Below are 24,235 nucleotides of genomic sequence, written 5' to 3'. Positions count from 1 at the left end.
CATCATGGAAATTCGTGACGCCCACTTCCCGGGACGGGCTCCCGTCGACGCCTATGGCGGAGGCGGGTTCCGGTTCGCAGATATGTCGCACAAGGGATCGATCCTTTGCCTCCCGAGCGGGATATACGGCTGGAACATTGCCGCCGCCTCGGATTTATCACTGGCGCGGTTCCAGAAGGTGTTCGACGAGACCGGCGACATTGAAGTGTTGCTTGTGGGGACCGGGCCGGACCTGTGTCCGCTGCCTGCAGATATCAAGGCTGCGTTCCGGGAAGCCGGGATCCTGGCCGACCCGATGTCGACCGGCGCCGCGGTGCGCACACTCAATGTGCTGCTGTCCGAAGACCGGGCCGTTGCCGCAGCGCTTATCGCTGTCGAGTAACCAGCTGCTAAGGGTCCCTGTGCACAAGTTGCGCTTCGACAGAATGACCGAAGGCGTTTGAATGAGCTCCAACTTTGAACATGCGGCCGACCGCCTGCGGGAGCTTGACTGGAACCGTTATGTGTCGGCGTTGTTTGCGCCGGAAAAGCAACGGTCAGGACTGTTCGCGCTTTACGCCTTTAATGCGGAAATCGCCCGTGTGCGGCAAATGGTCAGCGATCCGCTGCCGGGCGAAATTCGCCTGCAGTGGTGGCGGGATTTCTTCGAAGGGGTGGAACATGGTGACGCCAATGCCAATCCGGTTGCAGCGGCCTTGCAAGACACCATCCGCACCTACAACCTGCCAAAGCAGTCATTTCTGGCGTTAATCGACGCCCGGGTGTTCGATCTCTATGATGACCCAATGCCGAGCCTCAACGATCTGGAAGGCTACAGCGGTGAAACGACGTCGGCGGTCTTCCAGCTTGCCAGCCTGATCCTCAATGGCGGCCAGGATCCGCAAACGGCAACCATCGCCGGTCATGCCGGTGTTGCCTATTCCTTTACAGGTCTCTTGCGGTCCCTGCCTTACCATGCGTCCCGTCGGCAGGTTTATCTGCCGAAAGACCTGCTTGAGCGGCATAATGTTGAGATCGAAACGGTCTTCAAAGGTGAGACCACACCGCAGTTGGTGGCCGCCTTGGGTGAACTGGCCGGGCATGCCCGCCATCATCTCAAACGCGTGCGCCAGAACAGCAGGGAAGTGCCGGAGCATATCTCGGCGGCCTATTTGCCGCTCGCGCTTGTCGAACCTTATTTGAAGCTGATGGAAAAACAATCGCGCGATCCGCTGAAGGAGCTGGCGGAGCTGTCGAAACTCCGCCGCCAGTGGACGCTTTGGCGGGCGTCCAAAAAAACCATCGACGGATTTCTGGCTTAACGCTTTACTCCGCTGCGACGGGCAATTCGAACGTTCGGATCCAGGTTTCGAAGTCCGCCTTGGCGCGTTGGGTCATGGCAAGTTTTTTAGCCCGCGACTTGTCCTTGCCTTTCAGCCGTTTGCCGGTCTCATCGGTTTTTGGGGCTTCAACCGGGGGAAACAGCCCGAAATTGACATTCATCGGCTGAAACGAGCGCGGTTTGCCGTCCCCGTCGTCGCGCGCGATGTGACCACCGGTGATATGGGCAAGGAGCGCGCCCATCGCGGTCGTTTGCGGTGGCGCAGAGAGCATGTGGCCAATTTGCTCCGAGGCCGCAAACAAGCCTGCCATACAGCCGACACTGGCCGATTCCACATACCCTTCGCAGCCGGTAATTTGCCCTGCGAACCGCAATCTCGGATCTGCCTTGAGCCGTAATTGGGCATCGAGCACTTTCGGAGAATTCAGGAAAGTGTTGCGGTGCAAACCGCCGAGCCGGGCAAACTGAGCATCCTCAAGGCCGGGGATCATTCTGAAGATGTCGGCCTGCGCGCCGTATTTCAGTTTGGTTTGAAAGCCGACCATGTTGTAAAGCGTGCCGAGCGCATTGTCCTGCCGCAGTTGGACAACTGCGTAGGCCTTGACGTCTGGATTGTGTGCATTGGTCAAACCCATCGGCTTCATTGGACCGTGGCGGAGCGTTTCCCGGCCGCGGGCCGCCATCACCTCAATCGGCAGGCAACCGTCGAAATAGGGCGTGTTGGCTTCCCATTCCTTGAAGTCCGCGGTATCGCCGGCAATCAGAGCGTCAATAAAGGCGTCGTATTGCGCCTTGTCCATCGGACAGTTGAGATAGTCCTTTCCGTTGCCGCCAGGGCCCACCTTGTCATAACGTGACTGGAACCAGGCCTCGTTCATATCGATGCTGTCGAAATGCACAATCGGTGCGATGGCGTCGAAAAATGCCAGCGCATCCTCGCCGCTTTTCGCCAAAACCGCTTCGGACAGGGCAGGAGAGGTCAATGGACCGGTCGCAACGATCACCGAGGTCCACTCCTGGGGCGGAAGACCCGCGATTTCGCCGCGCTCTATCTCGATAAGAGGATGCTCTTCGAGGGCTTTGGTAACCGCATCGGAGAATCCGTTCCGGTCAACGGCAAGCGCACTGCCGGCCGGAACCTGATTTTCATCCGCACAGCGCATGATCAGCGATCCGCACCGGCGGAGCTCGTGGTGAATCAATCCCACCGCGTTCTGGTCTGAATCATCAGAGCGGAAAGAGTTTGAGCACACAAGTTCCGCAAGCCCGTCCGTGGTATGGGCTTCGGTTTTCCGCACGGGACGCATCTCATGCAGCACTACCTGGATGCCGCGTTGTGCGATCTGCCAGGCGGCTTCGGAACCGGCGAGGCCGCCACCAATTACATGAATGGGCGTCATGGATCGTCCTTGGAGCTGGTTTTTTCGGTTCGGCCGGCGCGCAAGCGGTTGTGCCATTTGGCGCAGATATCCTGCTATGAGCGGCCTCTGCAGCAGCTGTGCTGCAATTGGGCGAAATCATTACCGTTTTCCCTTTGGCGCTGCAATTGGTTTTGAGAGGATTCCGTTGGGGAATCCGGCGCAATACGGCTAAGTTGCCGGTAAACCTATTTGCGAGGGGGCTCGTAATCAGTGTCGAAAAAGTCTTTGAGCTTCGGCGTTCCGGGGCTGTCTACGGCGATTGCCGTGTCTTTTTTAGTTGCCGGTTGTGCCGCACAATCGGGCGGAAGCGCTGTTGGCTGGTACAATGGTCACAACGGTGTCGCGCCGCGTCCTGACCGCACCTATGTCTGCCATGGTTTTGGCTGCACCTATAAAACACCGGTGGATTTCACCCGGCGCGACCTCAATCGGTTGCGCGCGATCTTGTCCCGTGGACGCGGGTCACCCGCGGCGGAGCGCCGTGCGATCGCCAGAGCGGTCAGCTGGCAGGAACGGAGCGTTGCGAAGCCGGTCGGGTCTTCCGGCGACATCGGCGGGCTGGATATGCAAAATGCGGGAAAGCGTGGCCAGATGGACTGTATAGATGAGGCGACGAATACAACATCGCTTCTTCTCGTGGCCGAAAAGAATGGGTTCCTGCGCCATCACGCAGTGAGCGCACCTGTGTCGCGCGGCTTTTTCCTGGATGGACGGTATCCGCATGCCACTGCGGCTGTGCGCGAGATAAAATCGGGAGAGGTTTACGCGGTCGACTCTTGGCGCCGGGGAAATGGTAGTCCACCCGATATCATCGGTATGCACGCATGGATGTCGCGGTCCGGCGGAATATAAAAAACACCTGCCGGCGGGAGGGTCCGGCAGGTGTCTTTTGGGTGCGCCTTACAGCGCGCATTCGGCAGCTCCCCATGGGAGGAAGCGGGGGCGCCGAATGGATCAGCGAATGGAGGCGCGTGCGTACCGGTCGATATCTGAGCGGGCAATGCCCAGATCGTTCAGTTCGCGGTTGCTCAACGAAGACAATTCTTCGTATGTCGAACGGTAGCGTTTCCAGTTGTTGTATTTGCGGATAACTGTATCGAGCATAGTGTGGCCTTTCGTGTCTCTCATGGCCACGGCACCGCCTACCGGTGTCTGGCCCGTCATCAACTTACAAACGGGATATAGACCTTAGTTGCAGTGCAAGGTAGGGGGTGTTCCGCAAGTCTGCCTTGCTAAAAATGCAAGTCACCAAAGCGTTAATATGCAAAATCGGAGCAGCAATACATAGCTTGTACGTACCGTACAGGACCGTACGGTTTTAAGGCGAGTTTTTGTGTTTTGAAGAACTGACGAACTATTTTGCAAAGGTAGAAAAACGAACGCCTGCCAGTGGGAGGAGGTACTGGCAGGCGTCGTTTTGACGTGGCGAAGTTGGGAGGAGGTAACTTCGCCGGGTCGCACGCTGTTCGGGCTTGGGAGGAGGTAGCCCGGCGAGCGCGAACTCTATGTTAGCCGCGTGTACGGCGTGCAACGAACTCGATTTCGTTGCGGGTAATGCCCAAGTCGCTCAATTCGCGACTGGAAAGACGGGACAACTCATCAACAGCGCGACGATACTTGACCCAGTCATGGTATTTCCGGAAGACGTTACCAAACATCTTCTTTTTCTTCCTTATTACGGTACGGTTACGGGTAACCCCGGCCGCCGTCGTTGTTGACCAGTATATAATTCGGGAGCCGAAATTAAAGAAGTGCGATCTACGCATGTCAGTCATGCGCATATTGCAACGCACAAAAAGAGCCCCGCAACCTGTGCGGAGCTCCTCTCAAATTCAGAAAAATGCGAAAGAAATCAAAGGGTGCAGCGCAATAACGAAGCCTGCTGGTTTATTCCGCCGCAGTCGGTGCGCGGTGCGGACGGCGCTCCAGCAATTCCTTGAGAAACTGCCCTGTGTAACTTTCCGCAACGTCCGCAACATCTTCGGGGCGTCCGCTGGCGACAAGTGTTCCGCCGCCGTCGCCACCCTCCGGTCCAAGATCGACGATCCAGTCCGCGGTCTTGATTACCTCCAGATTGTGCTCGATCACCAGCACCGTATTACCCTGGTCGACCAACTCGTGAAGAACCTCCAACAGCTTGGCGACATCATGGAAATGAAGGCCGGTCGTCGGTTCGTCCAGGATATAGAGCGTGCGTCCGGTGGAGCGTTTTGACAGCTCTTTGGCAAGTTTGACGCGCTGCGCTTCGCCGCCTGACAATGTTGTGGCCTGTTGGCCGACTTTGATATAGCCGAGCCCGACCCGGGCCAGCGTTTCCATCTTGTCGCGGACGGCCGGAACGGCGGAAAAGAAGCTGGCGGCTTCTTCAACTGTCATGTCAAGAACATCGGCGATCGACTTGCCTTTAAACAGGACTTCTAGAGTTTCGCGATTGTAGCGTTTGCCCTTGCACACGTCACATGTGACATAAACGTCAGGCAAAAAGTGCATCTCAATCTTGATAACACCATCTCCCTGGCAGGCCTCGCAGCGGCCGCCTTTGACGTTGAACGAAAACCGCCCGGGCGCATAGCCTCTGGCCTTCGCCTCGGGCATGCCGGCGAACCATTCCCGGATCGGCGTGAAAGCACCTGTGTAAGTGGCTGGGTTGGAACGCGGCGTGCGACCGATCGGCGATTGATCGATGTCGATGACCTTGTCGAGAATTTCCAGCCCGTCGATCCGGTCGTGTGGTGCTGGATTGTCGCGGGCCCCGTTCAGACGCCGGGCCGCCGCCTTGAAGAGCGTATCGATCAGGAATGTCGACTTGCCGCCCCCGGAAACGCCGGTCACACAGGTGAATGTGCCGAGCGGAATGTCGACGGACACGTCTTTCAGGTTGTTGCCCCGGGCTCCGACGACTGAAACCTGCTTTTTCCTGTTGATCTTGCGCCGTTCGGGCGGCATGGGGATCATCAGATCGCCGGACAGATACTGACCGGTCAGTGAGTTTGGATTGGCCATTATGTCCTGCGGGGTGCCGCTGGCGACGACCTGTCCGCCATGAACCCCGGCGCCGGGGCCGACATCAACCACGTAATCAGCCGTCAGCACCGCGTCCTCGTCATGTTCGACAACAATCACGGTGTTGCCGAGATCGCGCAGATGTTTCAAGGTTTCGAGGAGCCGCGCATTGTCGCGCTGGTGCAGGCCGATCGACGGTTCATCGAGAACATACAAAACCCCGGTCAGGCCGGAACCGATCTGTGAGGCCAGCCGGATGCGCTGGCTTTCCCCGCCGGACAGTGTGCCGGAAGATCGGGACATGGTCAGGTATTCAAGTCCGACATCATTGAGAAATTTCAGCCGTTCCCGGATTTCCTTGAGGATGCGTCCCGCGATTTCCTGGTGTTTGTCAGAGAGCTGCGCCGGCAGGCCGTCAAACCAATCGCGCGCGTCGCGGATCGACAGATGTGTCGCCTCTCCGATATGACGTCCCGCGATCTTGACGGCCAGCGCTTCCGGCTTCAGGCGGTACCCGTCACAGGCCGGGCAGGCATGATCGGACTGGAACCTCGCCAGTTCTTCCCGCACCCATGTCGATTCGGTCTCTCGCCAGCGACGTTCAATGTTACCGATCACACCCTCGAAGGCTTTCTCCGTGCGGTAGCTGCGCACACCATCGTCGTAGACAAATTCGATCTTGTCCTTGCCGGTGCCGTAAAGAACCGCGGTTTGGAACTCTTGCGGGAGATCCTTCCAGGGCGTTGTCATGGCGACGTCGAAATGCCGGCAGAGAGCTTCGAGCGTCTGGGTATAATAAGGCGATGTTGAGCCCGTTTTGGCCCAGGGCAGCACGGCGCCCTCGCGCAACGACAATGCGTGGTCCGGTACCACCAGATCGGCCTCAAAGGCCAATGTGGTGCCCAGTCCGTCACATGTCGGGCAAGCACCAAACGGATTGTTGAACGAGAACAGCCGCGGCTCGATTTCCGGGATCGTGAACCCGGAGACAGGGCAGGCGAATTTCTCCGAAAAAATCAGCCGTTCGGGATCGCCTTTGCCATCCGTTTTGTCGGCATACTCGGCAACCGCGATACCGTCAGCGAGTTGGAGTGCTGTTTCAAAGGAATCGGCGAGACGGCCCGCAATATCGTCGCGCACAACAATGCGGTCGACGACAACGTCGATGTCATGCTTGAACTTCTTGTCGAGTGCCGGGGCGTCGGCAATCTCATGGAACGCACCGTCGATTTTGACCCGTTGAAAGCCCTTTTTCATAAGCTCGGCGAGCTCTTTGCGGTATTCGCCCTTCCGCCCGCGCACCACCGGCGCAAGCAGGTAAAGCCGTGTTCCCTCTTCAAGGTCCATTACCCGATCGACCATCTGACTGACGGTCTGGCTCTCGATCGGCAAACCGGTCGCAGGCGAATACGGAACGCCGACGCGGGCAAACAGCAGGCGCATGTAGTCGTAAATCTCGGTCACGGTCCCGACCGTTGACCGGGGGTTGCGCGAGGTTGTTTTTTGTTCAATGGAGATGGCAGGAGACAACCCGTCGATCTGATCCACATCCGGCTTCTGCATCATCTCCAGAAACTGGCGTGCATAGGCCGAAAGGCTTTCCACATACCGCCGCTGCCCCTCGGCATAGATCGTGTCGAAGGCAAGTGATGACTTGCCCGATCCGGACAGGCCGGTCATGACGATCAGCTTATCGCGCGGAAGATCAAGGTCGACGCCTTTCAGATTGTGCTCGCGGGCGCCGCGCACCGAAATCGTGCGGGTCGGATCGGTCAGCAGCGGGGAATGCGCCGGGCCCGGCTTCGCCTTTTTCGCCATGAAGAACTTCAATGCCTCTAAGGTCGGACGGTCTTTTGGTGTGAAACCGCAACAAGAATAAAAACGATGGGCGCAAAGCTGGACCGCGCCGTCGATACGTCGGATATAGCACCTTTGCGCTCGGGTTCCAGTGGGCCGGTTTATGTCAACCCAGATTGACGCAGAACATCACGCATATGATAAAAACCATTTACGTACAAAACAAGAACAAAACGCGTGACGGTCGTTCGCGGCGGTGTTTAAATCCTTATCGGGAACAGGCGGGGAACGAAGATCCGGTGTAATGCGTAGGAATCAGACGGGTCTTTTCCGTCCTGGAAAAACCGGCAAAAATGCAAAGAAGTGGCGAAACGGTTGATTTTGGGGGTTGACCTGCGCCGATTGTGGAAAAGGGCAGGGCGGTGCGGAAAAGGCGCGCAGCGTCACAGGTGAACGTTTAGTGTCGCACAAAAGCGAGGGGCACCTTTGCGTTGGCCCCGGAAGCATGGTGATAAAAACAGTTGGTTCGCAAACACAGCGTCGGCCGCAGGCTTCACGGTGGATTTGGCGGGCTTCAATTCGCAAGGAGCGCAAGACATGGCGGGAAGCGTAAACAAGGTCATTCTGGTTGGAAATCTTGGCGCGGATCCGGAAATCCGGCGCACACAGGACGGGCGGCCGATTGCCAATTTGAGTATCGCGACCTCGGAAAGCTGGCGCGACCGCAATTCCGGCGAACGCCGGGAAAAGACCGAGTGGCACCGGGTGGTCATCTTCAATGAGGGCCTGTGCAAGGTGGCTGAAAACTATTTGCGCAAGGGGTCAAAGGTCTATCTCGAAGGCCAGCTCCAGACACGCAAATGGCAAGACCAGTCCGGTCAGGACCGCTATTCGACCGAGGTTGTTTTGCAGGGTTTCAATTCGAACCTGACCATGCTTGATGGTCGAAGTGAAGGAGGCGGTCAGCGCGGCAGCCTGCCTGACTATGGCTCGGGCGGCGGTGACGGTGGCTTTGGTGGCGGATCCGGTTCCGGTGGCGGGTATGGCGGTCCCGGTGGCGGATCATCCGGCGGCTATGGCGGTGGCTCCTCTGGCGGAGGCTATGGTGGACCTTCCGGCGGCGCAGGCGGCGCTATGGATGATGAAATTCCATTCTAGTTGACGGCGATTGGGTGCCAGCGCCGCAGTGTGATCTCCTAAATTAATCGCATAGATGGCAAAAACCGGGCGCCATTGCTGTATTTTGGTCACAGGGACGTGATTGCGCGGCGCAGCTGCCCTCGGACGGCTTAACGATCCGTCGATTGTTGGTGTAGTATTTTTACGCTGTATTTAAGGAACCTTGGGCCGGTACGGGCACTCCGGCCCTTGAGTTCGGGGGCAGCGGGCAGGCAGGGCCCGCTCGAAAACATGTAAGGCAAGTGCAATGCGCGCAACCAATTCGAAGCCGGTATTTCACGGAAAGTCCGCCAGGAGGTCCGGCCGGTCCTTGATTTCCAATGCCCTGATGGCAAGCGTTCTGACGACGGGCCTGTCCGGTGCCGTTGTTTTCGGCGGTACAGACGAAGCGGCTGCGCAGAATTTCTTTCAGCGCATTTTCAATCCCGAACACCAGCGGCGTCAGGAACATCAGCGTCAACAGGAGTTGCAGCGGAAGAAGGCAGTCCGGGTAAAGGTGTCGGCACCGAAATACTATACCTACAAGCCGGATGCATGGCAGACGGTTTCTCTGAAGGGTTTGTCGGAGGTTAAGACCGCGTCAGTTGCGCAGTCCGCCGAAGGCACGCCGGACAGCGGAATTGGCGCCGTCACAGAACCGGCTGCCCCGGTGGTGTTGACCCCATTCGATAAGGCACGCCCGGCGCTCAAGACAATGACCTTGAAGGCGCTTCCAGAAGTGGGTGAGGCGCTGAATGCTTTTTACCGCGAACACCCGAACTTCCTCTGGATTGAGGGAGACGACGTAAGTCCGAAAGCGCTTCAGGCGATTATGACATTGGCGGACGCCGGAAAGTTTGGCCTCAATCCGGACGACTACAAGGTTTCAATGCCAGACTTTGGGGCTGCAGCCGAAAATGCACTGGTGACAGCCGCTGAGGCTGAGGTCACCGCGCGCCAAGTCGCCTTGATGCAGTTTGAAATGGAGCTGTCGGCAGCGGTTGCCACCTACATTCTCGATGGGACCCGCGGGCGGGTCGATCCAAACCGTTTGTCAGGCTATCACGACCTGCCGCGCCATGATGTGGATCTGGTCGCCGCCTTTGAGGATCTGAGCAAATCCTCTTATGTTCAAACCGATATCGTCTCACATCAGCCGCAAAGCACGCACTTCAAGGCTTTGGTCACCGAGCTTGCAGCCTTGCGGGCAGCCGATGAAGAAACCGAGGTCATCGAGATTGCGCCGGGTACATTTTTGAAGGCCGGGCGCTCAAGCCCGGAAGTGAAAAACATTGTTGCCGCGATCCGCAAAAACGGGTCCGAGGCCCTGAAGGCAGAGCATTCCGACACGCTGTCTGCTTATGTTGATGGCGAAGACTACACGCCAGAGCTTGTTGCTCTGGTCAAGGCCTACCAGAAAGAACAGGATCTGACGCCGGACGGGATTGTCGGCAAAAACACCATCCGAGCGCTTGTGGGCGTTACGAATGCGGCCAAGATCGCGAAGGTCGAACTTGCAATGGAGCGCAGCCGCTGGCTTCCCGAGGAGCTTGGCGCGCGCAAGGTGTTTATCAACCAGCCAGCATACACGGTAACCTACACAAACCCTGGTGAACAGGCGCTGTCGATGCGTGTTGTTGTCGGCAAGAAGTCCAACCAGACAAACTTTTTCTACGATGAAATCGAAGTCGTGGAATACAACCCCTACTGGGGCGTTCCGTATTCTATCATCGTCAATGAGATGATTCCGAAACTGGTCAACGACCCGACATATCTCGACCGGTCGGGATACGAGGTGACCACACCGTCAGGCCGGCAGGTGTCATCTGCCTCCGTCAACTGGTACGCGGTTGCCTCCAAGCAGCAATCCGTCAATGTCCGGCAATACCCGGGCCGCTCGAATGCTCTTGGCGAAGTGAAAATTCTGTTCCCGAACCGCCATCACATTTACATGCATGACACGCCGCACAAGCGGCTTTTCCAGAAAGATGCGCGGGCATTCAGCCACGGCTGTGTGCGCCTTGAAGATCCGAAGGCGATGGCCGCTGCCGTGCTTGGCAAATCGAAGGACTATGTTACGGGCCAGATCGCGCAGGGGCAGAACCGCCAGGAAAAGGTTGAGGGCAATATCCCGGTTTATGTGTCCTACTTCACGGCTTGGCCTGAAGCAGACGGGACGATCGGGTATTTCGCCGATGTCTATGACCGCGACCGGCATTTGTTGAAAGCGCTCGAGAAGACCGAAAAAACTCGGGATGCTGCCCGAACATCCTGATGAGTGTGTTCCAGACGAATAAGATAAAGCCGCGCTTTGGCAGCGCGGCTTTATCATTTCCAGGAGCGTTGATCACGTTCAACGAGCTCAAGAGGGATCGGCCAAGCATGTTCCGAACGATTCAGCCATCCCAAGGATGAGCTCGCCATACAAATCGGGTCCGTTTTCCAATGTTGCGCCGAGCGGATCCAGTGTCGCCTGTTTGGCATTCGAGCCTTCGATCGCCACTTCCACAAGCTTTGGTTCAAACTGAGGTTCTGCGAAAACGCAGCGAACATCCAGATCGCGGATTTTAGCCTGAATTTTGCCGAACCGTTCAGCCCCGGGTGCAACTTCCGGAGACAGGTTGATGGCCCCGGTTGCCGGCAAATCGAACCGTTCTTCAAAATACCGGTAGGCATCGTGGAACACGACATACCGCTGTCCGCGTACAGGCGCGACCATCGCATCGACCTTGGCTGAGATATCACTCAAGGACGTTTCCAGTTTGGCCAGGTTGTCGGCGTAGACCGACGCGTGATCCGGGTCGATCTCGCCTAGATGCTCCGCAATCTCGCGCGCCATGATCCGAGCATTTTCAGGATCAAGCCAAATGTGCGGGTCGAAAGCATGATCGTGATGTGAGTGGTCGTGGTGATCGTGCCCGTCGGCTTTTGCCGGAGTGGCCTCGGCGTGGCCATGGTCATCGTGCTTGTCTTCACCATGCGCATGCTCATCATGGCTATGACCGGCGTGATCCTCGTGACCATGATCATCGTGTTTCTCTTCGTCATGCGCATGGTCGTCATGGCTGTGACCGGCGTGATCCTCGTGACCATGGTCATCGTGTTTCTCTTCGCCATGTGCATGGTCGTCATGGCTATGGCCGGCATGTTCTTCGTGACCATGGTCATCCTGGTCACCATGATCATGCGCTTCGAAGTTTGCGTCTTCGCGGAACGGGAGCTGCGTGATCCCGGGTGTTTGGGAAAGCGTGATCACCTTCGCGTTTTCCGCCAGAGTGCCGAGTGGTTTTTCAAGCGACGGGGCGAGATTTGGCCCAACCCAAATGACCATATCCGCAGACTGCAGGTCTTGTGCTTGAGACGGTTTCAGCGAAAAGCCGTGCGGAGAGGCTGCTCCGTCAATCAAAAGCACCGGGTCGGCGACGCCCGCCATAATGCTCGCTGTCAGGGAATGGACCGGTTTGATCGAGGTGACGACCTTCGGCGCTTCGTGCGCGGCGCTGCCCGCTGCGCTGGCCGACAGGATTGTGGCGGCCAAAAAAGCTGATCTGAGCGCGCGTGAATGGGAGCTGTGTTTGGTTTGGTGTCGGGGCACGGGATACTCCGTCCGAGGTGTAATTATGTAACGCGTTACTCTATAACATCACATATTTTTGGCATCAAGCCTCGCTGGCGCCCGCTACCGATATTGCAGGGTGCCGTGTCCACGGGCTAAGAAGCTATCCCTTCCTAGCAGACCGCCCGTCACCGATCGGATGATTTCAAAACATGACCTTCGATATTTGGAGTTTGCTGGCCGCTTTGGCTGCTTGTGCGCTTGGCGGGGTTTTGAAAGGCGCGACTGGGGCAGGTGCGCCGGTCATCGGCGTGCCGGTTCTCGCCGCCTTGTTCAACGTTCAATTGGCTGTCGTCATTTTTGCGGTGCCTAATCTTTTAACAAATATCTGGCAGTCCGTCCGTTTCCGGCAGAGTTTGCTGCCGGGCCGGTTTGTTCTTCTTTTTGCCGGTGGTGGTGCACTCGGCGTTGTTTTCGGCACCTACCTGCTCGACGGGCTTCCCTCAGATGCCCTGTCACTCGCCATGGCCCTGGCGGTTTTGGCCTATGTCGGTTTTCGCGTCCTCAAGGCCGATTGGCGGCTGGCCTGGTCCCGGGGGCTTTGGATTGCAGGACCGGCCGGACTAGTCGGCGGCATTCTGCAAGGGGCAACCGGCATATCGGCACCCGCGTCACTGACCTTCCTCAATGCGTTGAAAGTCGAGCGTCGTCAGTTCGTGGCGACAATCTCTGTGTTTTTTGCCGTCATGTCGGCGGCGCAGCTGGAGCGGATGATTGCACTGGAATTGATGTCATTCGACCGGTTCATGATCGGGCTTGGCGCAACCGGTGCCGTACTTGCCGGCATGCCGGTGGGCCAGTTTCTGGCGCGGCGCATCCAGCCGCATGTGTTTGACAAGATCATTCTTGCACTTTTGACGATCCTCGCCCTTAAAATTTTGGTTGAGCTGGTCTGACAGGCGGGGCCGCTTGCGCGCGCTTTTGCGGATGATCAAAGCCGGGCACCGTCTCACCATGCAAGTTTGCCGTGGCTCAAAGCGCTGGCGAGGCACAGATACCTTGTTTGCGCAGCATTCTTGGTACGGAACTATTTATGTCTTCGATTCTTGCGATAGCGTTGAACCCAACAGTTGATGTGTCTTGCGATACTGCCCGCATTCAGCCGATGCACAAGATCAGGACAACGAACCCGCGCCATCATCCGGGCGGCGGCGGCGTCAATGTGGCGCGTGTGCTGACGGCTTTAGGGGAGCGGCCTGCGCTTGCCTACTGCCAGGGTGGCGCCGCCGGTTCTTTGTTGCACGATTTCCTGAAACAGACGTCCATCGACCTGCATTCGTTTCAGATTGCCGGTGATGTGCGGCTTGCTTTTTCCGTTCTTGAAGAAACCAGCGGGTTCGAATACCGGTTCGTGCCCGAGGGGCCGACGGTGAGCGAGGCGGAACTTGCGCACTTGTTCGATTTTCTGAAGCGGTCCAATGCCGGTTATGTCATCGCCAGCGGGTCATTGCCGCTCGGCGCGCCGGTGGACACCTACGCGCGAATGGCTGAGATCGCACGCGAAAAAGGTGCGCGGTTTGTTCTCGACACCTCCGGACCGGCGCTGACCGAGGCTTTGAAGCGGGGGCCGGTTTTTCTGTTCAAGCCAAGCATTGGCGAGCTTCAAAAGCTGGCCGGCCGGGAGTTGAGCGAAAAAGACGCCATCGAAGAGGCCGACAGGCTTGTAACATCGGGCATCGTCGAGTTTGTCGCGCTCACACTTGGAACAAAAGGGGCGCTGCTCGTTGGGAACGGCATTTGTGAAAGGGTACCGGCCATCCACGTAGCCGCAAAGTCGGCGGTCGGTGCGGGCGACAGCTTTGTCGCGGCGATGGTGTTTGCGCTCAACCAGGGACACGGGATCAAGGAGGCATTCCGGTTCGCGGTGTGCACGGGCGCTGCTGCGGCGATGACATCCGGCACAAATCTTTGCAATCCGGCAGATGTGGAGATGCTCTACTTAGCTGATTGCAAAACGAGAAAAACTTTGCCAGCTATTAAAATAGGTGCCTCCTGAGAGCTTCTGCTTAAGCTAAACTTAACTGTTACAGCCTGCCTGAAGGTTGCGGCTTATGTCGTAACGTTCTGTAAAGTAGTAGAATGTGCCGGTATTGTTATTTTTGATATTTTATACAAATATTTAGTATTCTCGGCGGAGTATCGTTGCTGGAATTGCGGGGTATTGTGTGTTCGAGTGGCTTGAGCATACGAAAACTCCAGGGAACCCTGTCTCATGCGGCGGGGTTCCGAAGGGCCAGACAAACACAGGCTTGGGGGAATAGGTGGTCACAGAAGAGGCAGCCAATCGGCAGGCGAAAGGGCGGCATGAAAGCCTTTCTCGTACCTTTATCCTGTACACCCTGATTTCCTTCGGACTTTTGGGGTTCGTGTTCATCGGAATATTTGCAAAGGTTCTCTGGGATCGCGAGCTCGATCAGGCGACCACGACCACTGAAGCCCTGTTCTTATCCGCGAAAGAACCGCTCGAACGCGCAGTATGGTCGATCAACGAAGAGAGCGCCTTGCAAATCGTTCAGGGTTTGTTGAGCTTGAAAGCGGTCGAAAGTGTCTGGGTCGAAACACCGGATACGGGAACTTATGGCGTCAAATCCGAAATTCAGAACAAAAATGTGATCAAATACGATCTCGTCAGCCCGGCGATCTACGCAAACTCCGACAAGATTGGCTCGGTTTACTTCATCATCGATCGCAGCGTGATCTACGATCAGGTCGTCTCCGTTGTCACGACGACTGTTCTAAGCATTGTCATCTATTTGGTCATGCTTGGTGTCATTCTAAGGGCTATTTTCCGCCGTCTGATTGGAATTCCGCTGTCGTCCATTGTCACATATCTTCAAACGCCCCGTTTGATCGAGGATCCGCCCCGAGGAGAGCTAATGCCGGGGCGGACCGACGAGATTGGTATTCTGGCAAGCTCGCTTCAGACCATGGTCGGCAAACGCCATGCGGATTTGAAGCAGATCCAAGACTATCAGATGAACCTGGAGGATCTTGTCACCGAGCGCACAGAACAGCTCAAAAAGGTTCAAGAAGAACTCATCCAGGCCGACAACCTTGCAGCACTTGGGGCGTTGGTTGCTGGTGTGTCCCATGAACTCAATACGCCGCTTGGCAATGGGCTGATTGCGGCAACCACCATTACTGAGAGCACGGGGCATCTCAAAGACAAGATCCAGGCGGAAGAATTGACGCTGGATGATCTCAATGCAGAGATTTCCCGCATCGGAGACGCCTCCAACGTTATTGAAAAAACACTCGGCCGCGCCCGTGAGCTGGTTCAAAATTTCCGCCAGGTCGCAGTTGATCGTCAAAGCGAAAAGCGGCGTGAGTTCAATGTCGATCACATTATCCGCGAAACGCTGGCAACCCTGCAGCCTTCGCTGAAAAAGACACCGTATACCGTGAAGCTTCACCTGCATGCGAACACAGTGATTGACAGCTATCCCGGAGCTGTCAGCCAGATCATCACCAATCTCGTCGAGAATGCCGTCAAACATGCTTACGAAGACGAGACAAACGGTGTTGTCGAGATCGAAACCCAGGTGGCCGCATCGGGGCATACCACAGTGACCTGCAAGGATTACGGCTGCGGCATTCCCGAAGGCCACTTGAAACGGCTGTTTGAACCGTTTTTTACGACCAAGCTCGGCAAGGGCGGGTCAGGCCTTGGAATGGCGATTGTATACCGCCTGGTGACGGAAGTGCTTGGCGGTCAGATTTCGGTGGTCTCGGAAGTCGGAACCGGAACCACTTTCACAATTGATTTGCCGCCCGCAGTGCCGGCTTCCAAGACGGCCGCTTGAGCGGGAAGGAGTACCCCATGCCGATGGATTTTCTCGCGAAAGCCAAGCCAGTTCCCCAGCCGCCACAGCTGGAGCCTTGGAAAGTGCTGATCGTCGATGACGATCCGGATGTTCATGATGCCACGCGCATTGCGCTGACTGGTTGCGAGCTCGAAGGGCGCGGGCTGAAGCTCTACCATGCCAAGTCCATGGCTGAGGCGAAGGAAATTTTGCAGGCCGAAGCCGATATTGCCGTGTCGCTGGTTGATGTGGTGATGGAAACCGAAACGGCCGGTCTTGATCTGGTCAGCTGGATTCGCGGCGATCAGCATAATCACTTTACCCGCCTCATCTTGCGCACCGGCCAGCCAGGTTATGCCCCGCAGACCGATGTCATCAAGAAATACGAAATCGATGATTACAAAGAAAAGGCGGAGCTCACCCGAGCAAAGCTGATCACGACAATCATCACCGCGCTCCGTGGTTACAAGCTGATCATTTCGATCGAGCGCAACCGGCGCAGCTTGAAAAAACTGATCAAGAATTTTGGCGTATTGATTGAAAAAAACGATATGCGGGAGTTTGCGGCCTGCATTCTCGAACAGATCGCCAACATGGTCGGCATCGAGCCCGAAGCCATGATTTGCGCGGTTGATTCCGAGAACGCTGAAACGGCGTCCAACAATGATGTCACCATCAAGGTTCTGGCTGCTGGCGGCGCGTACACGTCCTGCATCAGCAAATCGCTGGATCTGGTGCCGTCGGAAGACATGCGCAACACGATCCGCCAGTGCATTTTGTCGGGTGAAACACAGAAAAACCCAGGGAACACCTGCCTGTCACTTATGACGCGGAATGGTTTGCGGGCAGCGGTCTTTGTCGGGATCCCCTACGATGTTCTGGAGCGCCGGTTGGGCGCGGAAGTCATCGAACTGTTCGTCATCAACACTTCTCTTGGCTACGAAAAGACCGCGCTTGTCGAGCACATCCGCAAGCTGGCGTTCGAAGATCATCTCACTGGCCTGCCGAGTTATGCAGCCTATCGCGAGGCTTTCCACACTCAACAGGCACTGGGACAGCAGACCACGACGGTTCTTCTGGATATTCAGCGCTACAAGATGATTGCCCACGGCATCGGCGATGAGAAAGCGGCGAATTTTCTGAAAAATGTCGGACAACGGCTGCGCAAAGGGTTCCCGAAGGCTCATGTTCTTGCCCGCAAGGAAGTCGATGAGTTCGTTTTGCTGCTTGATCGTGTCAAGGCCGATGAAATCACGGAAGTCGTGGAAATTGTTGAGCGTTTGTTCGATGAACCTGTTGCGGTCGGTGACAACGTGTTCAATATCCGGATGCGCCTCGGATTTTCCAATTCCGAGGACCACGGCACGGATCCGGACCAGCTGTCCCGCTATGCGTCTATCGCGTTGAACGATCTGCGCCAGCGCGGGGTTGGAACCTATTCCGTATTCAATCCAAGCATGCAGGAAATCGCGTTTGAACGGCTGCGGCTGACATCGCTTCTAACCGGCACGGCCGGAAAAACCGAATTTCTGGTCCATTATCAGCCCATTCTGGAAGCGAATTCGGAAAAACTGTATTCTTGTGAAGCGTTGATGCGGTTCCGGACAACGGCCGGGGATTACCTGCATACCGGCCGCATGATCGAGGCGGCTGAGGCCAGCGGCATGATCATTGATGTAGGCGCTTGGATGATCAAGGCCGCGCTTTCCGAATACATGTCTTTGGGGGCACTTGGTCCCGACATCAATCTGAACCTGAATTTGTCGCCGAAACAGGCGCAATCGACCCGAATTTACCGGGATATCCAGAAAGCGCTCGACATTTCGGGGATGCCTATGGACCGCCTGGTGTTTGAGGTGACCGAGGGGCTCTTCCTAAACAATGACCGGGAAACCATCGCGTTTCTGGAATGGATTCAGCAGCAAGGCGGACGTGTCGTCATCGACGATTTTGGGACCGGCTATTCCTCGTTCAGCTACCTGCGCAAGCTGCCCGTTGACGGCATCAAAATTGACCGGGCATTTATCATGCATATGGATGAGGACGAAGACGCGCTTGCCGTCGTCAAGTCGATTCTGGCCGTTGCAAAAGCCCTCGGACTTACGGTGACGGCCGAGGGGGTAGAGACCATTGAGCAGCGCAATATCCTGCGTGATCTCGAATGCGACTACTTGCAGGGCTTCCTGTATTCCAAAGCGGTGCCCGGCGGAGAAATCCCAAAGTTCATGGCCCAGAGCTCACCGGCCGGAATCGTATCGGTCGCTTAAGGCTGTTGGCTCGCCCCGGCTTGAGGAACAGGGCGAGCCAGTGCCGGCATGACTGCCAAGACCATCAACCCGGCTGCGCCGCGGTACTTAGTCCGGGGTGCGGGCATTCGCTTCGCTGATCAGATCCCGGCCCATCTGCCGGAACAGGTCCAGATAGTCGAGAAGCACCCAGTTTTCCATGATTTTGCCGTGTGCGCAGCGGTAAAAATCCATGACCCGCAAGGTCAGTGGTTTGCCTGATGCCTCCACGCCCAAATAGTCACCTTGGTGGGTCATCGTCATCGAGGGCCAGCCGCTGACGGCAGCGTACTTTCCGTCGCCGATACGGCAGTAGTGGTTGCCGCCGACACGGTCTGGAAATGCGGTCAGAAATGACGCCCGATGGTCTTTTTCAAAACCGCTCCATCGGTAATTTGCGCCAATTCCGCCCGGTCCGTACCAGAGCATGTCCTCGTGCCAGTATCCTGCCTCGCCGGTTTGCCCTTTTGAGGTGAATGTTTCGGGATCGAAAACCTTGAGGTCGGCAAGCATGGCCTCGCATAAATCCAGCGTTTTTTCGCCATCACCCTGGTCTACGGGAAGGACGCCGTCATGGGTCGCCGGACCCGGGAACAGCATTTCGGTGCCAAGCATGCGGGGCAGGGGCATGCGGCCGCACTGGCGCATGAGGTCGATCAGGTCCAAAGCGATTTTCGCCTCAGAAATCCGCCCGTCCGGCTCAATCCGGTAGAATTCCCCGGAACGCAGAAATGCCAAATGCCCCGAGGGTTTTAATCCAAAAAGGGGGGCGTCGAAGTTTCCGACATAGTGGCAAACGCTGGCCACCCAATGTCCGCCAGGTGCGCGTCGGTTTGGTCCACCGATAAAGATCTCGTCGCGTCGGCGCATGTGGGACAACCCCTGGCGGAGCGGCTCAATAAAATCGCGAACGATAGAATCGCGCCCCATGAGGGTTTCAACCGGAAAACTGACATTCCAGACAGCATCCTCGGTCAGGGAAGTGTCGACCAAAAGCTCTGCTTCAGAAGGGGCCACGGTGAAAATCGAATTGAGGAAACGATGCGGCGTTTTTCGAAAGTCGGTCATTTTATTGCTTTCAACGGGGAAAACTGGGAAGAAGTGATAATATTGCATTCGTATGCAAAAAAGGATTGCCAAAGTCTGAAGGCTGTGTCTAGCTGTTTTGCATAGGAATGCAATTTGACGTCGAGCACTCGGGAGGGGCGGTGTGGCTGAAATCCAGCTGAAGAATGTGTCGAAGCGCTGGGGCAGCTTTGTTGGCGTCGACAATTTCGACATGACAATTGCAGACCGCGAGTTCCTGGTTCTCCTCGGGCCGTCCGGCTGCGGAAAAACCACAACCATGCGTATGATTGCAGGCCTTGAGGAGGCTACCGACGGGGACATTGTTATCGGCGGGCGGGTGGTGAACGATCTGGACCCAAAGGACCGCGACATTGCCATGGTGTTTCAGTCCTACGGGCTTTATCCCAACATGAATGTCTACGAGAACATCCGGTTTCCGCTAAAGGTTCGCAAGGTGGATCCGGCGACCCATGACGAGCGGGTGATGCGGGCTGCGGACATGGTCGAGCTCCGTGAATTCCTGCATCGCAAACCTGCGGAATTGTCCGGCGGGCAGCGGCAACGTGTTGCTCTGGCGCGCGCCATCGTGCGTGAACCAAATGTGTTTTTAATGGACGAGCCCCTGTCGAATCTCGACGCCAAACTGCGTGTGTCGACTCGGGCGCAGATCAAGAACCTTCAGCATGAATTGAAGGTGACAACGATTTACGTCACTCACGACCAGATCGAGGCCATGACACTTGCTGATCGCGTGGTGGTGATGAAACGGGGCGTCATCCAGCAAGTCGGAACGCCGACCGAAATCTACGACCGCCCCGCCAACACCTTTGTCGCCGGTTTCATCGGCTCTCCTGCGATGAATCTTATGGAAGGCACACTCAGCGGCGGCACATTCTCCGGTGACCACGTGTCGATCAGTGGATTGAGCGGACCTGACGGACCGGTAACGCTTGGCTTTCGGGCTGAAGATGCAGCAGTCGCCGAAACCGGGCCGCAGGCGGAGATCACCGCCCCGGTCTACACCATGGAGCTTTTGGGCGACGCGACAATGATCACGGTGAAGGCCGGGGGTGCGCTAGTCTCCGTCAAAGCCAGCAAGGATTACCGTATCGAGATCGACGAACCGGTGGGGCTGAATATTCCCGCTGAGATCTGCCATCTTTTCAATCAAAAAACCGGCGCACGCATCGACGTGTAAGCGGGTTCGACGCCGGCGAAAATGCCGGACCAGCCAGAATTGCGCTCTTTAAGGGGCGTGGGGAACCAGCAGGGAGACCTGACAGAGATGATAACGAAACTGCTTCTCGCGACCGCCATGTCGGTGGCTTTTGCAGGTGCATCAAGCGCTTGCGACTTCAAAAACGACGTCCCGGTGAAATCACTTACCGCCGGCTTTGAGGCCTGGAAAGCCGTGACCGATTTCATGGCCAAATGCGGAAACTTCACCGCAGAGCTCGACCAGGAATTTCGCACAAAACAACCGGCAGCCTTCGCGGCCGACCCGGCGCTTTATCAGATCGGCGGCGTTGCCAACGGCACTCTGGTCCCGTTGATGAATGAAGGCACGATCCGGCCGCTCGACGGCTTGGTGGAGAAATACGGTCAGCAACTGACACCAAACCAGCTGATCAAGGTGAACGGCGAGATCATGGCGGTGGCCATGATGATCAACACCCAGCATTTGATGTACCGCGAGGACATCCTGTCCGACCTTGGTATCGACGTGCCGAAAACCTACGACGAGGTCCTGGCAGCGGCGGAGAAAATCAAGCAGGCGGGCGTCGTGGACTATCCGCTTGGAGCCACTTACCAGACCGGGTGGAACCTCGCACAAGGCTTCGTGAACATGTATCTGGGTATGGGAGGCGAGTTCTTCACGCCTGGCAACGAGCCTGCCATCGAGAACGAGCAGGGCGTCGCTGCGCTCGAAATGATGAAGAAGCTGACCGAATACATGGATCCGGAATATCTTGTGTCCGACTCCACCTATGTTCAGCAGCAGTTTCAGCAGGGCAAGATCGCTATGGCGAACCTGTGGGCCAGCCGCGCCGGTGCCATGGACAATCCGGATGAGTCCCAGGTCGTTGGCAAGGTCAAAATGGCCGGTGCGCCGAAAGCCGCCGTCCGGGCAGCCTCAACCCTCTGGTGGGATGGCATTGTCATTGCCAAAAATGCCAGCGATGAAGAAGCCGAAGCAGCGTTTCGCGTCGCCATGAACGGCATGACACCGGAAATGGTTGAGGCCAACAATGACGCAGCTGTCTGGCTGATTGAAGGCTATGAACCCGGCCCGCTCGCCCAGGGCGTGGTTGAGACGGCTCAGGCCGGTGCACTTGCCTATCCCGCAAGTTCTCAAATGGGTCTGATGCACACCGCGCTTGGCAATGGGGTGTCCGACTATTTGACCGGAGCGAAAGACGCAGCAACAACGCTTCGCGATATTGCAACGGCGTACACGACGTCCGCGCGCGAAGCCGGACTGATCAAGTAAGTCCACTGTCAACAACAAGCTGCTGCAAGAGACCGTTCAGTGTCTTGCAGCCTCATCTGGGTGGCCGGAGCCGGGGAGGGCAAAAATGAAATACAAAACGTTTGCCGCCTTTGTCGGTCCGTCCATCTTCCTAATGCTGCTGTTTATCGCAGCCCCCCTGATCAGCGTTTTCTTCCAGAGCTTTTACATCACCCAGCCCGTGTTCGAGACAGTCGAGGTGGAAACCTGCACCCCAGGTTTTCCGACGCAGACCTGTGTGACCGAGCAAAAAACCCAGCCAATCATCGGTGAGGATGGAAAAGTCGTCACCACCGTCAAGTATGTCGGTCTGGAAAGCTACCGGAACGTGTTAGAGCCGGACCGGGCATGGGCGGCGCTCAGTGCCTTCGATTTCCGGGCGTTGCTGACGATCGATTTCTGGAAAGCGCTCCGCTTTACGCTGACATTCACACTGGTAACGCTTCCCCTGGTTATCGGTGCCGGGCTTTTGATCGCTGTGGTAGTGAACAATGCGTCCCGTCTGATACGTGGCCCCATCATCTTCGTTTCGCTCCTGCCGTTCATCATCACACCCGTCATCGGGGCGCTTTCCATCCGCTGGCTGTTCATCGGCGACGGCATAATGACTGCCTTTCTGGAATGGGCGTTTTCGCAGAACATCTCGATGTTTGCGCAAGGCTGGACCATTGAGCTCCTTATGATGTTCTACCGGGTTTGGCACGTGGCGCCGTTTGCGTTCGTCGTCTTTTACGCCGGGCTGCAGACGGTCAATCAGGATACGCTGGAGTCGGCCATTATCGACGGCGCCAGCCGCTGGGAACGCCTGCGCTATGTCATCATTCCGCATCTTATGCCGCTGATCGTGTTCATTTCCCTGATCCACCTTATGGATTCCTATCGGGTGTTTGAGGAGATCGTCGGGTTCTCAAGCCAGGCACACCGAATTTCCCTGCAATGGTTGACCTATGACTTCTTGACGCCCGATGACAGCGGCAACCGCTCTATTTCCCGCGCATCGGCAAGCGCCATGCTGACCATGATCGGCATTGTCGTCCTGCTGGTGCCGCTGCTGCGCAAGACATGGCGCGATCACAAGGGAGGCCGCGTATGAGCGTTCCATCTTCCATGCGTCAACCAATGGCGCTGCGCCTGTCTTCCGCCGGGTTCCTTGCCTTCTGGTGTGTGATCGCGGCCTTTCCGATCTTCTGGATCGCGGTGATGAGCGTGAAGGACCCGGTCGATGCGTTTGCCGCCAACCCGTTCGAGGTGATTTTTGGGCCTGAAACAGTGGCCAGTGGACGCGGTTTGTCGATTGTCAGCATCGTTGTTGGCATCGCGGTTCTCTGGGCGGCCATCCATTTGGCGCTCAACACCTTGCCGCGGCTGATCAAGCAGTATTCGCCGCCGCATCTTCTTGTGGTTGGCTGGATCATTGGCGTGCTGGTGTTCGCCCTTGGTTTCCTGATTGTGTTCTTCGGTCTGCTACCGCCGGTTTTAAGTGCCGTGAACACTGTCCTTGGCCCCTTCGGCAAGCCGATCCTGGGCATGACGACCGAGCACTACCGGGCCGTCTGGGTGGACAATGCGTTTTATGAGAATTTCATCAATTCGCTGATTATCACCGCCGGGGTCGTCACCGTATCGCTGACGGTCGGAACGCTGGCAGGTTATGGTCTGGCACGTTCCGGCTCGAACCTCGCGTTTTGGATCCTGATTATCGCGCTTGTGTTCCGCGCGTTGCCGCATTCGGTTCTGGTGGCCGGATATCTGCCGCCCTTCATCAATTCCGCGGAAATCCTGCGCCCGATCCTTGGGGACGCGGCGCCGACGCTCTATGGCCAGCCCTGGGCGGTGATCGCCGTTCTGGTGTCCATCAACCAGCCGTTCACGATCTGGATGTTGCGTTCCTTTTTCCAGAATATTCCTACAGAGCTGGATGAAGCGGCGCGGGTTGATGGCTGTACGCATTTTCAGGCATTCCGATGGGTGATCATGCCGGTCATGTGGCCGGGCGTTATCACCACCGGCCTGTTTAGCTTCCTCTTGGCCTATAATGATTATCTGGTCTGCTCGCTGCTTCTGGATGCGCAGAACCAGACCATGGTTCCGGCGATTGCCGGCTATTTCAACCGCGAAACAACAACGACCGATCAGGTCGAGGCAGTCGCAGCGGCCGTGTCGATCACCGCGCCACTGTTCCTGCTGGTGATGATTTTCCAGCGTCAGATCGTGTCAGGACTCACCGCGGGCGCGGTAAAGGGATAATCGGTCA

General features: G+C 56.9%; 19 protein-coding genes. 13 read left to right on the top strand and 6 right to left on the bottom strand.

The window, feature by feature from the left end; all coding sequences use genetic code 11:
• The first annotated feature begins 4 nt into the window (after positions 1-4).
• Together JM93_RS03390 and JM93_RS03385 are read left to right on the top strand one after the other, a co-directional pair.
• Positions 5-382 carry an Mth938-like domain-containing protein gene (locus JM93_RS03390; protein ID WP_145340628.1) on the top strand — a complete coding sequence of 126 codons (378 nt, stop codon included), beginning with the start codon at positions 5-7 and terminating at the stop codon, positions 380-382.
• A gap of 61 nt (positions 383-443) precedes the next feature.
• Positions 444-1,301 (top strand): phytoene/squalene synthase family protein, encoded by an 858-nt coding sequence (locus tag JM93_RS03385; protein WP_145340627.1) that lies wholly within the window; start codon positions 444-446, stop codon positions 1,299-1,301.
• A gap of 4 nt (positions 1,302-1,305) precedes the next feature.
• Here the strand turns inward: JM93_RS03385 and trmFO are convergent, their stop codons facing one another.
• Positions 1,306-2,721, bottom strand: a complete 1,416-nt coding sequence (gene trmFO / locus JM93_RS03380) for a methylenetetrahydrofolate--tRNA-(uracil(54)-C(5))-methyltransferase (FADH(2)-oxidizing) TrmFO (RefSeq protein WP_145340626.1) — start codon at positions 2,719-2,721, stop codon at positions 1,306-1,308.
• A 231-nt stretch (positions 2,722-2,952) separates the two neighbouring features.
• Here trmFO and JM93_RS03375 point away from each other — a divergent pair, with 231 nt between their 5' ends.
• Positions 2,953-3,594, top strand: a complete 642-nt coding sequence (locus JM93_RS03375) for a hypothetical protein (RefSeq protein WP_208994892.1) — start codon at positions 2,953-2,955, stop codon at positions 3,592-3,594.
• Positions 3,595-3,696: 102 nt separating this feature from the next.
• On the opposite strand, the gene JM93_RS03370 is transcribed toward JM93_RS03375, so the two are convergent.
• From JM93_RS03370 to uvrA, 3 genes are all read right to left on the bottom strand, one after another.
• Positions 3,697-3,846, bottom strand: coding sequence for a DUF1127 domain-containing protein (locus tag JM93_RS03370; protein ID WP_145341044.1), 150 nt, complete (start codon positions 3,844-3,846; stop codon positions 3,697-3,699).
• 404 nt (positions 3,847-4,250) lie between these two features.
• Positions 4,251-4,400, bottom strand: coding sequence for a DUF1127 domain-containing protein (locus JM93_RS03365; RefSeq protein ID WP_145340625.1), 150 nt, complete (start codon positions 4,398-4,400; stop codon positions 4,251-4,253).
• A 229-nt stretch (positions 4,401-4,629) separates the two neighbouring features.
• Positions 4,630-7,563, bottom strand: coding sequence for an excinuclease ABC subunit UvrA (uvrA, locus tag JM93_RS03360; protein ID WP_208994890.1), 2,934 nt, complete (start codon positions 7,561-7,563; stop codon positions 4,630-4,632).
• A 576-nt stretch (positions 7,564-8,139) separates the two neighbouring features.
• On the opposite strand from uvrA, the gene JM93_RS03355 reads away from it, so the two are divergent.
• Both JM93_RS03355 and JM93_RS03350 read left to right on the top strand, forming a co-directional pair.
• Entirely contained in the window at positions 8,140-8,700 is a 561-nt protein-coding gene (locus tag JM93_RS03355) for a single-stranded DNA-binding protein (RefSeq protein ID WP_145340624.1), read from the top strand.
• A 268-nt stretch (positions 8,701-8,968) separates the two neighbouring features.
• Positions 8,969-10,975 (top strand): L,D-transpeptidase family protein, encoded by a 2,007-nt coding sequence (locus tag JM93_RS03350; protein WP_145340623.1) that lies wholly within the window; start codon positions 8,969-8,971, stop codon positions 10,973-10,975.
• Between the two features lie 87 nt (positions 10,976-11,062).
• On the opposite strand, the gene JM93_RS03345 is transcribed toward JM93_RS03350, so the two are convergent.
• Positions 11,063-12,295 (bottom strand): zinc ABC transporter substrate-binding protein, encoded by a 1,233-nt coding sequence (locus tag JM93_RS03345; RefSeq protein ID WP_145340622.1) that lies wholly within the window; start codon positions 12,293-12,295, stop codon positions 11,063-11,065.
• A 173-nt stretch (positions 12,296-12,468) separates the two neighbouring features.
• Here JM93_RS03345 and JM93_RS03340 point away from each other — a divergent pair, with 173 nt between their 5' ends.
• The 4 genes from JM93_RS03340 (at position 12,469) to JM93_RS03325 (ending at position 18,386) form a co-directional block, all read left to right on the top strand.
• Positions 12,469-13,212, top strand: coding sequence for a sulfite exporter TauE/SafE family protein (locus JM93_RS03340; protein ID WP_145340621.1), 744 nt, complete (start codon positions 12,469-12,471; stop codon positions 13,210-13,212).
• 137 nt (positions 13,213-13,349) lie between these two features.
• Positions 13,350-14,312: a 1-phosphofructokinase family hexose kinase gene (locus JM93_RS03335; protein ID WP_145340620.1), complete on the top strand. Its 963-nt coding sequence runs from the start codon at positions 13,350-13,352 to the stop codon at positions 14,310-14,312.
• Positions 14,313-14,577: 265 nt separating this feature from the next.
• Positions 14,578-16,119, top strand: coding sequence for a sensor histidine kinase (locus tag JM93_RS03330; RefSeq protein ID WP_145340619.1), 1,542 nt, complete (start codon positions 14,578-14,580; stop codon positions 16,117-16,119).
• Between the two features lie 17 nt (positions 16,120-16,136).
• Positions 16,137-18,386 (top strand): bifunctional diguanylate cyclase/phosphodiesterase, encoded by a 2,250-nt coding sequence (locus JM93_RS03325; RefSeq protein ID WP_208994889.1) that lies wholly within the window; start codon positions 16,137-16,139, stop codon positions 18,384-18,386.
• A gap of 87 nt (positions 18,387-18,473) precedes the next feature.
• Here the strand turns inward: JM93_RS03325 and JM93_RS03320 are convergent, their stop codons facing one another.
• Entirely contained in the window at positions 18,474-19,472 is a 999-nt protein-coding gene (locus tag JM93_RS03320; protein WP_145340618.1) for a nuclear transport factor 2 family protein, read from the bottom strand.
• A 142-nt stretch (positions 19,473-19,614) separates the two neighbouring features.
• On the opposite strand from JM93_RS03320, the gene JM93_RS03315 reads away from it, so the two are divergent.
• The 4 genes from JM93_RS03315 (at position 19,615) to JM93_RS22060 (ending at position 24,228) form a co-directional block, all read left to right on the top strand.
• Positions 19,615-20,670, top strand: coding sequence for an ABC transporter ATP-binding protein (locus JM93_RS03315; protein WP_145340617.1), 1,056 nt, complete (start codon positions 19,615-19,617; stop codon positions 20,668-20,670).
• An 87-nt stretch (positions 20,671-20,757) separates the two neighbouring features.
• Positions 20,758-21,963, top strand: coding sequence for an ABC transporter substrate-binding protein (locus tag JM93_RS03310; RefSeq protein ID WP_145340616.1), 1,206 nt, complete (start codon positions 20,758-20,760; stop codon positions 21,961-21,963).
• Positions 21,964-22,048: 85 nt separating this feature from the next.
• Positions 22,049-23,074: a carbohydrate ABC transporter permease gene (locus tag JM93_RS03305; protein ID WP_145340615.1), complete on the top strand. Its 1,026-nt coding sequence runs from the start codon at positions 22,049-22,051 to the stop codon at positions 23,072-23,074.
• Positions 23,071-24,228 (top strand): carbohydrate ABC transporter permease, encoded by a 1,158-nt coding sequence (locus tag JM93_RS22060; RefSeq protein WP_145340614.1) that lies wholly within the window; start codon positions 23,071-23,073, stop codon positions 24,226-24,228. Before JM93_RS03305 ends, JM93_RS22060 begins: the two co-directional genes overlap by 4 nt.
• The last annotated feature ends 7 nt before the right edge of the window (positions 24,229-24,235 follow it).

This window comes from Roseibium hamelinense (assembly GCF_007830545.1).
In the GTDB taxonomy this organism is placed as follows: Bacteria; Pseudomonadota; Alphaproteobacteria; order Rhizobiales; family Stappiaceae; genus Roseibium; species Roseibium hamelinense.
The sequence above is the reverse complement of the archived record's forward strand: the minus strand, read 5'-3'. Positions and strand labels throughout refer to the sequence as shown.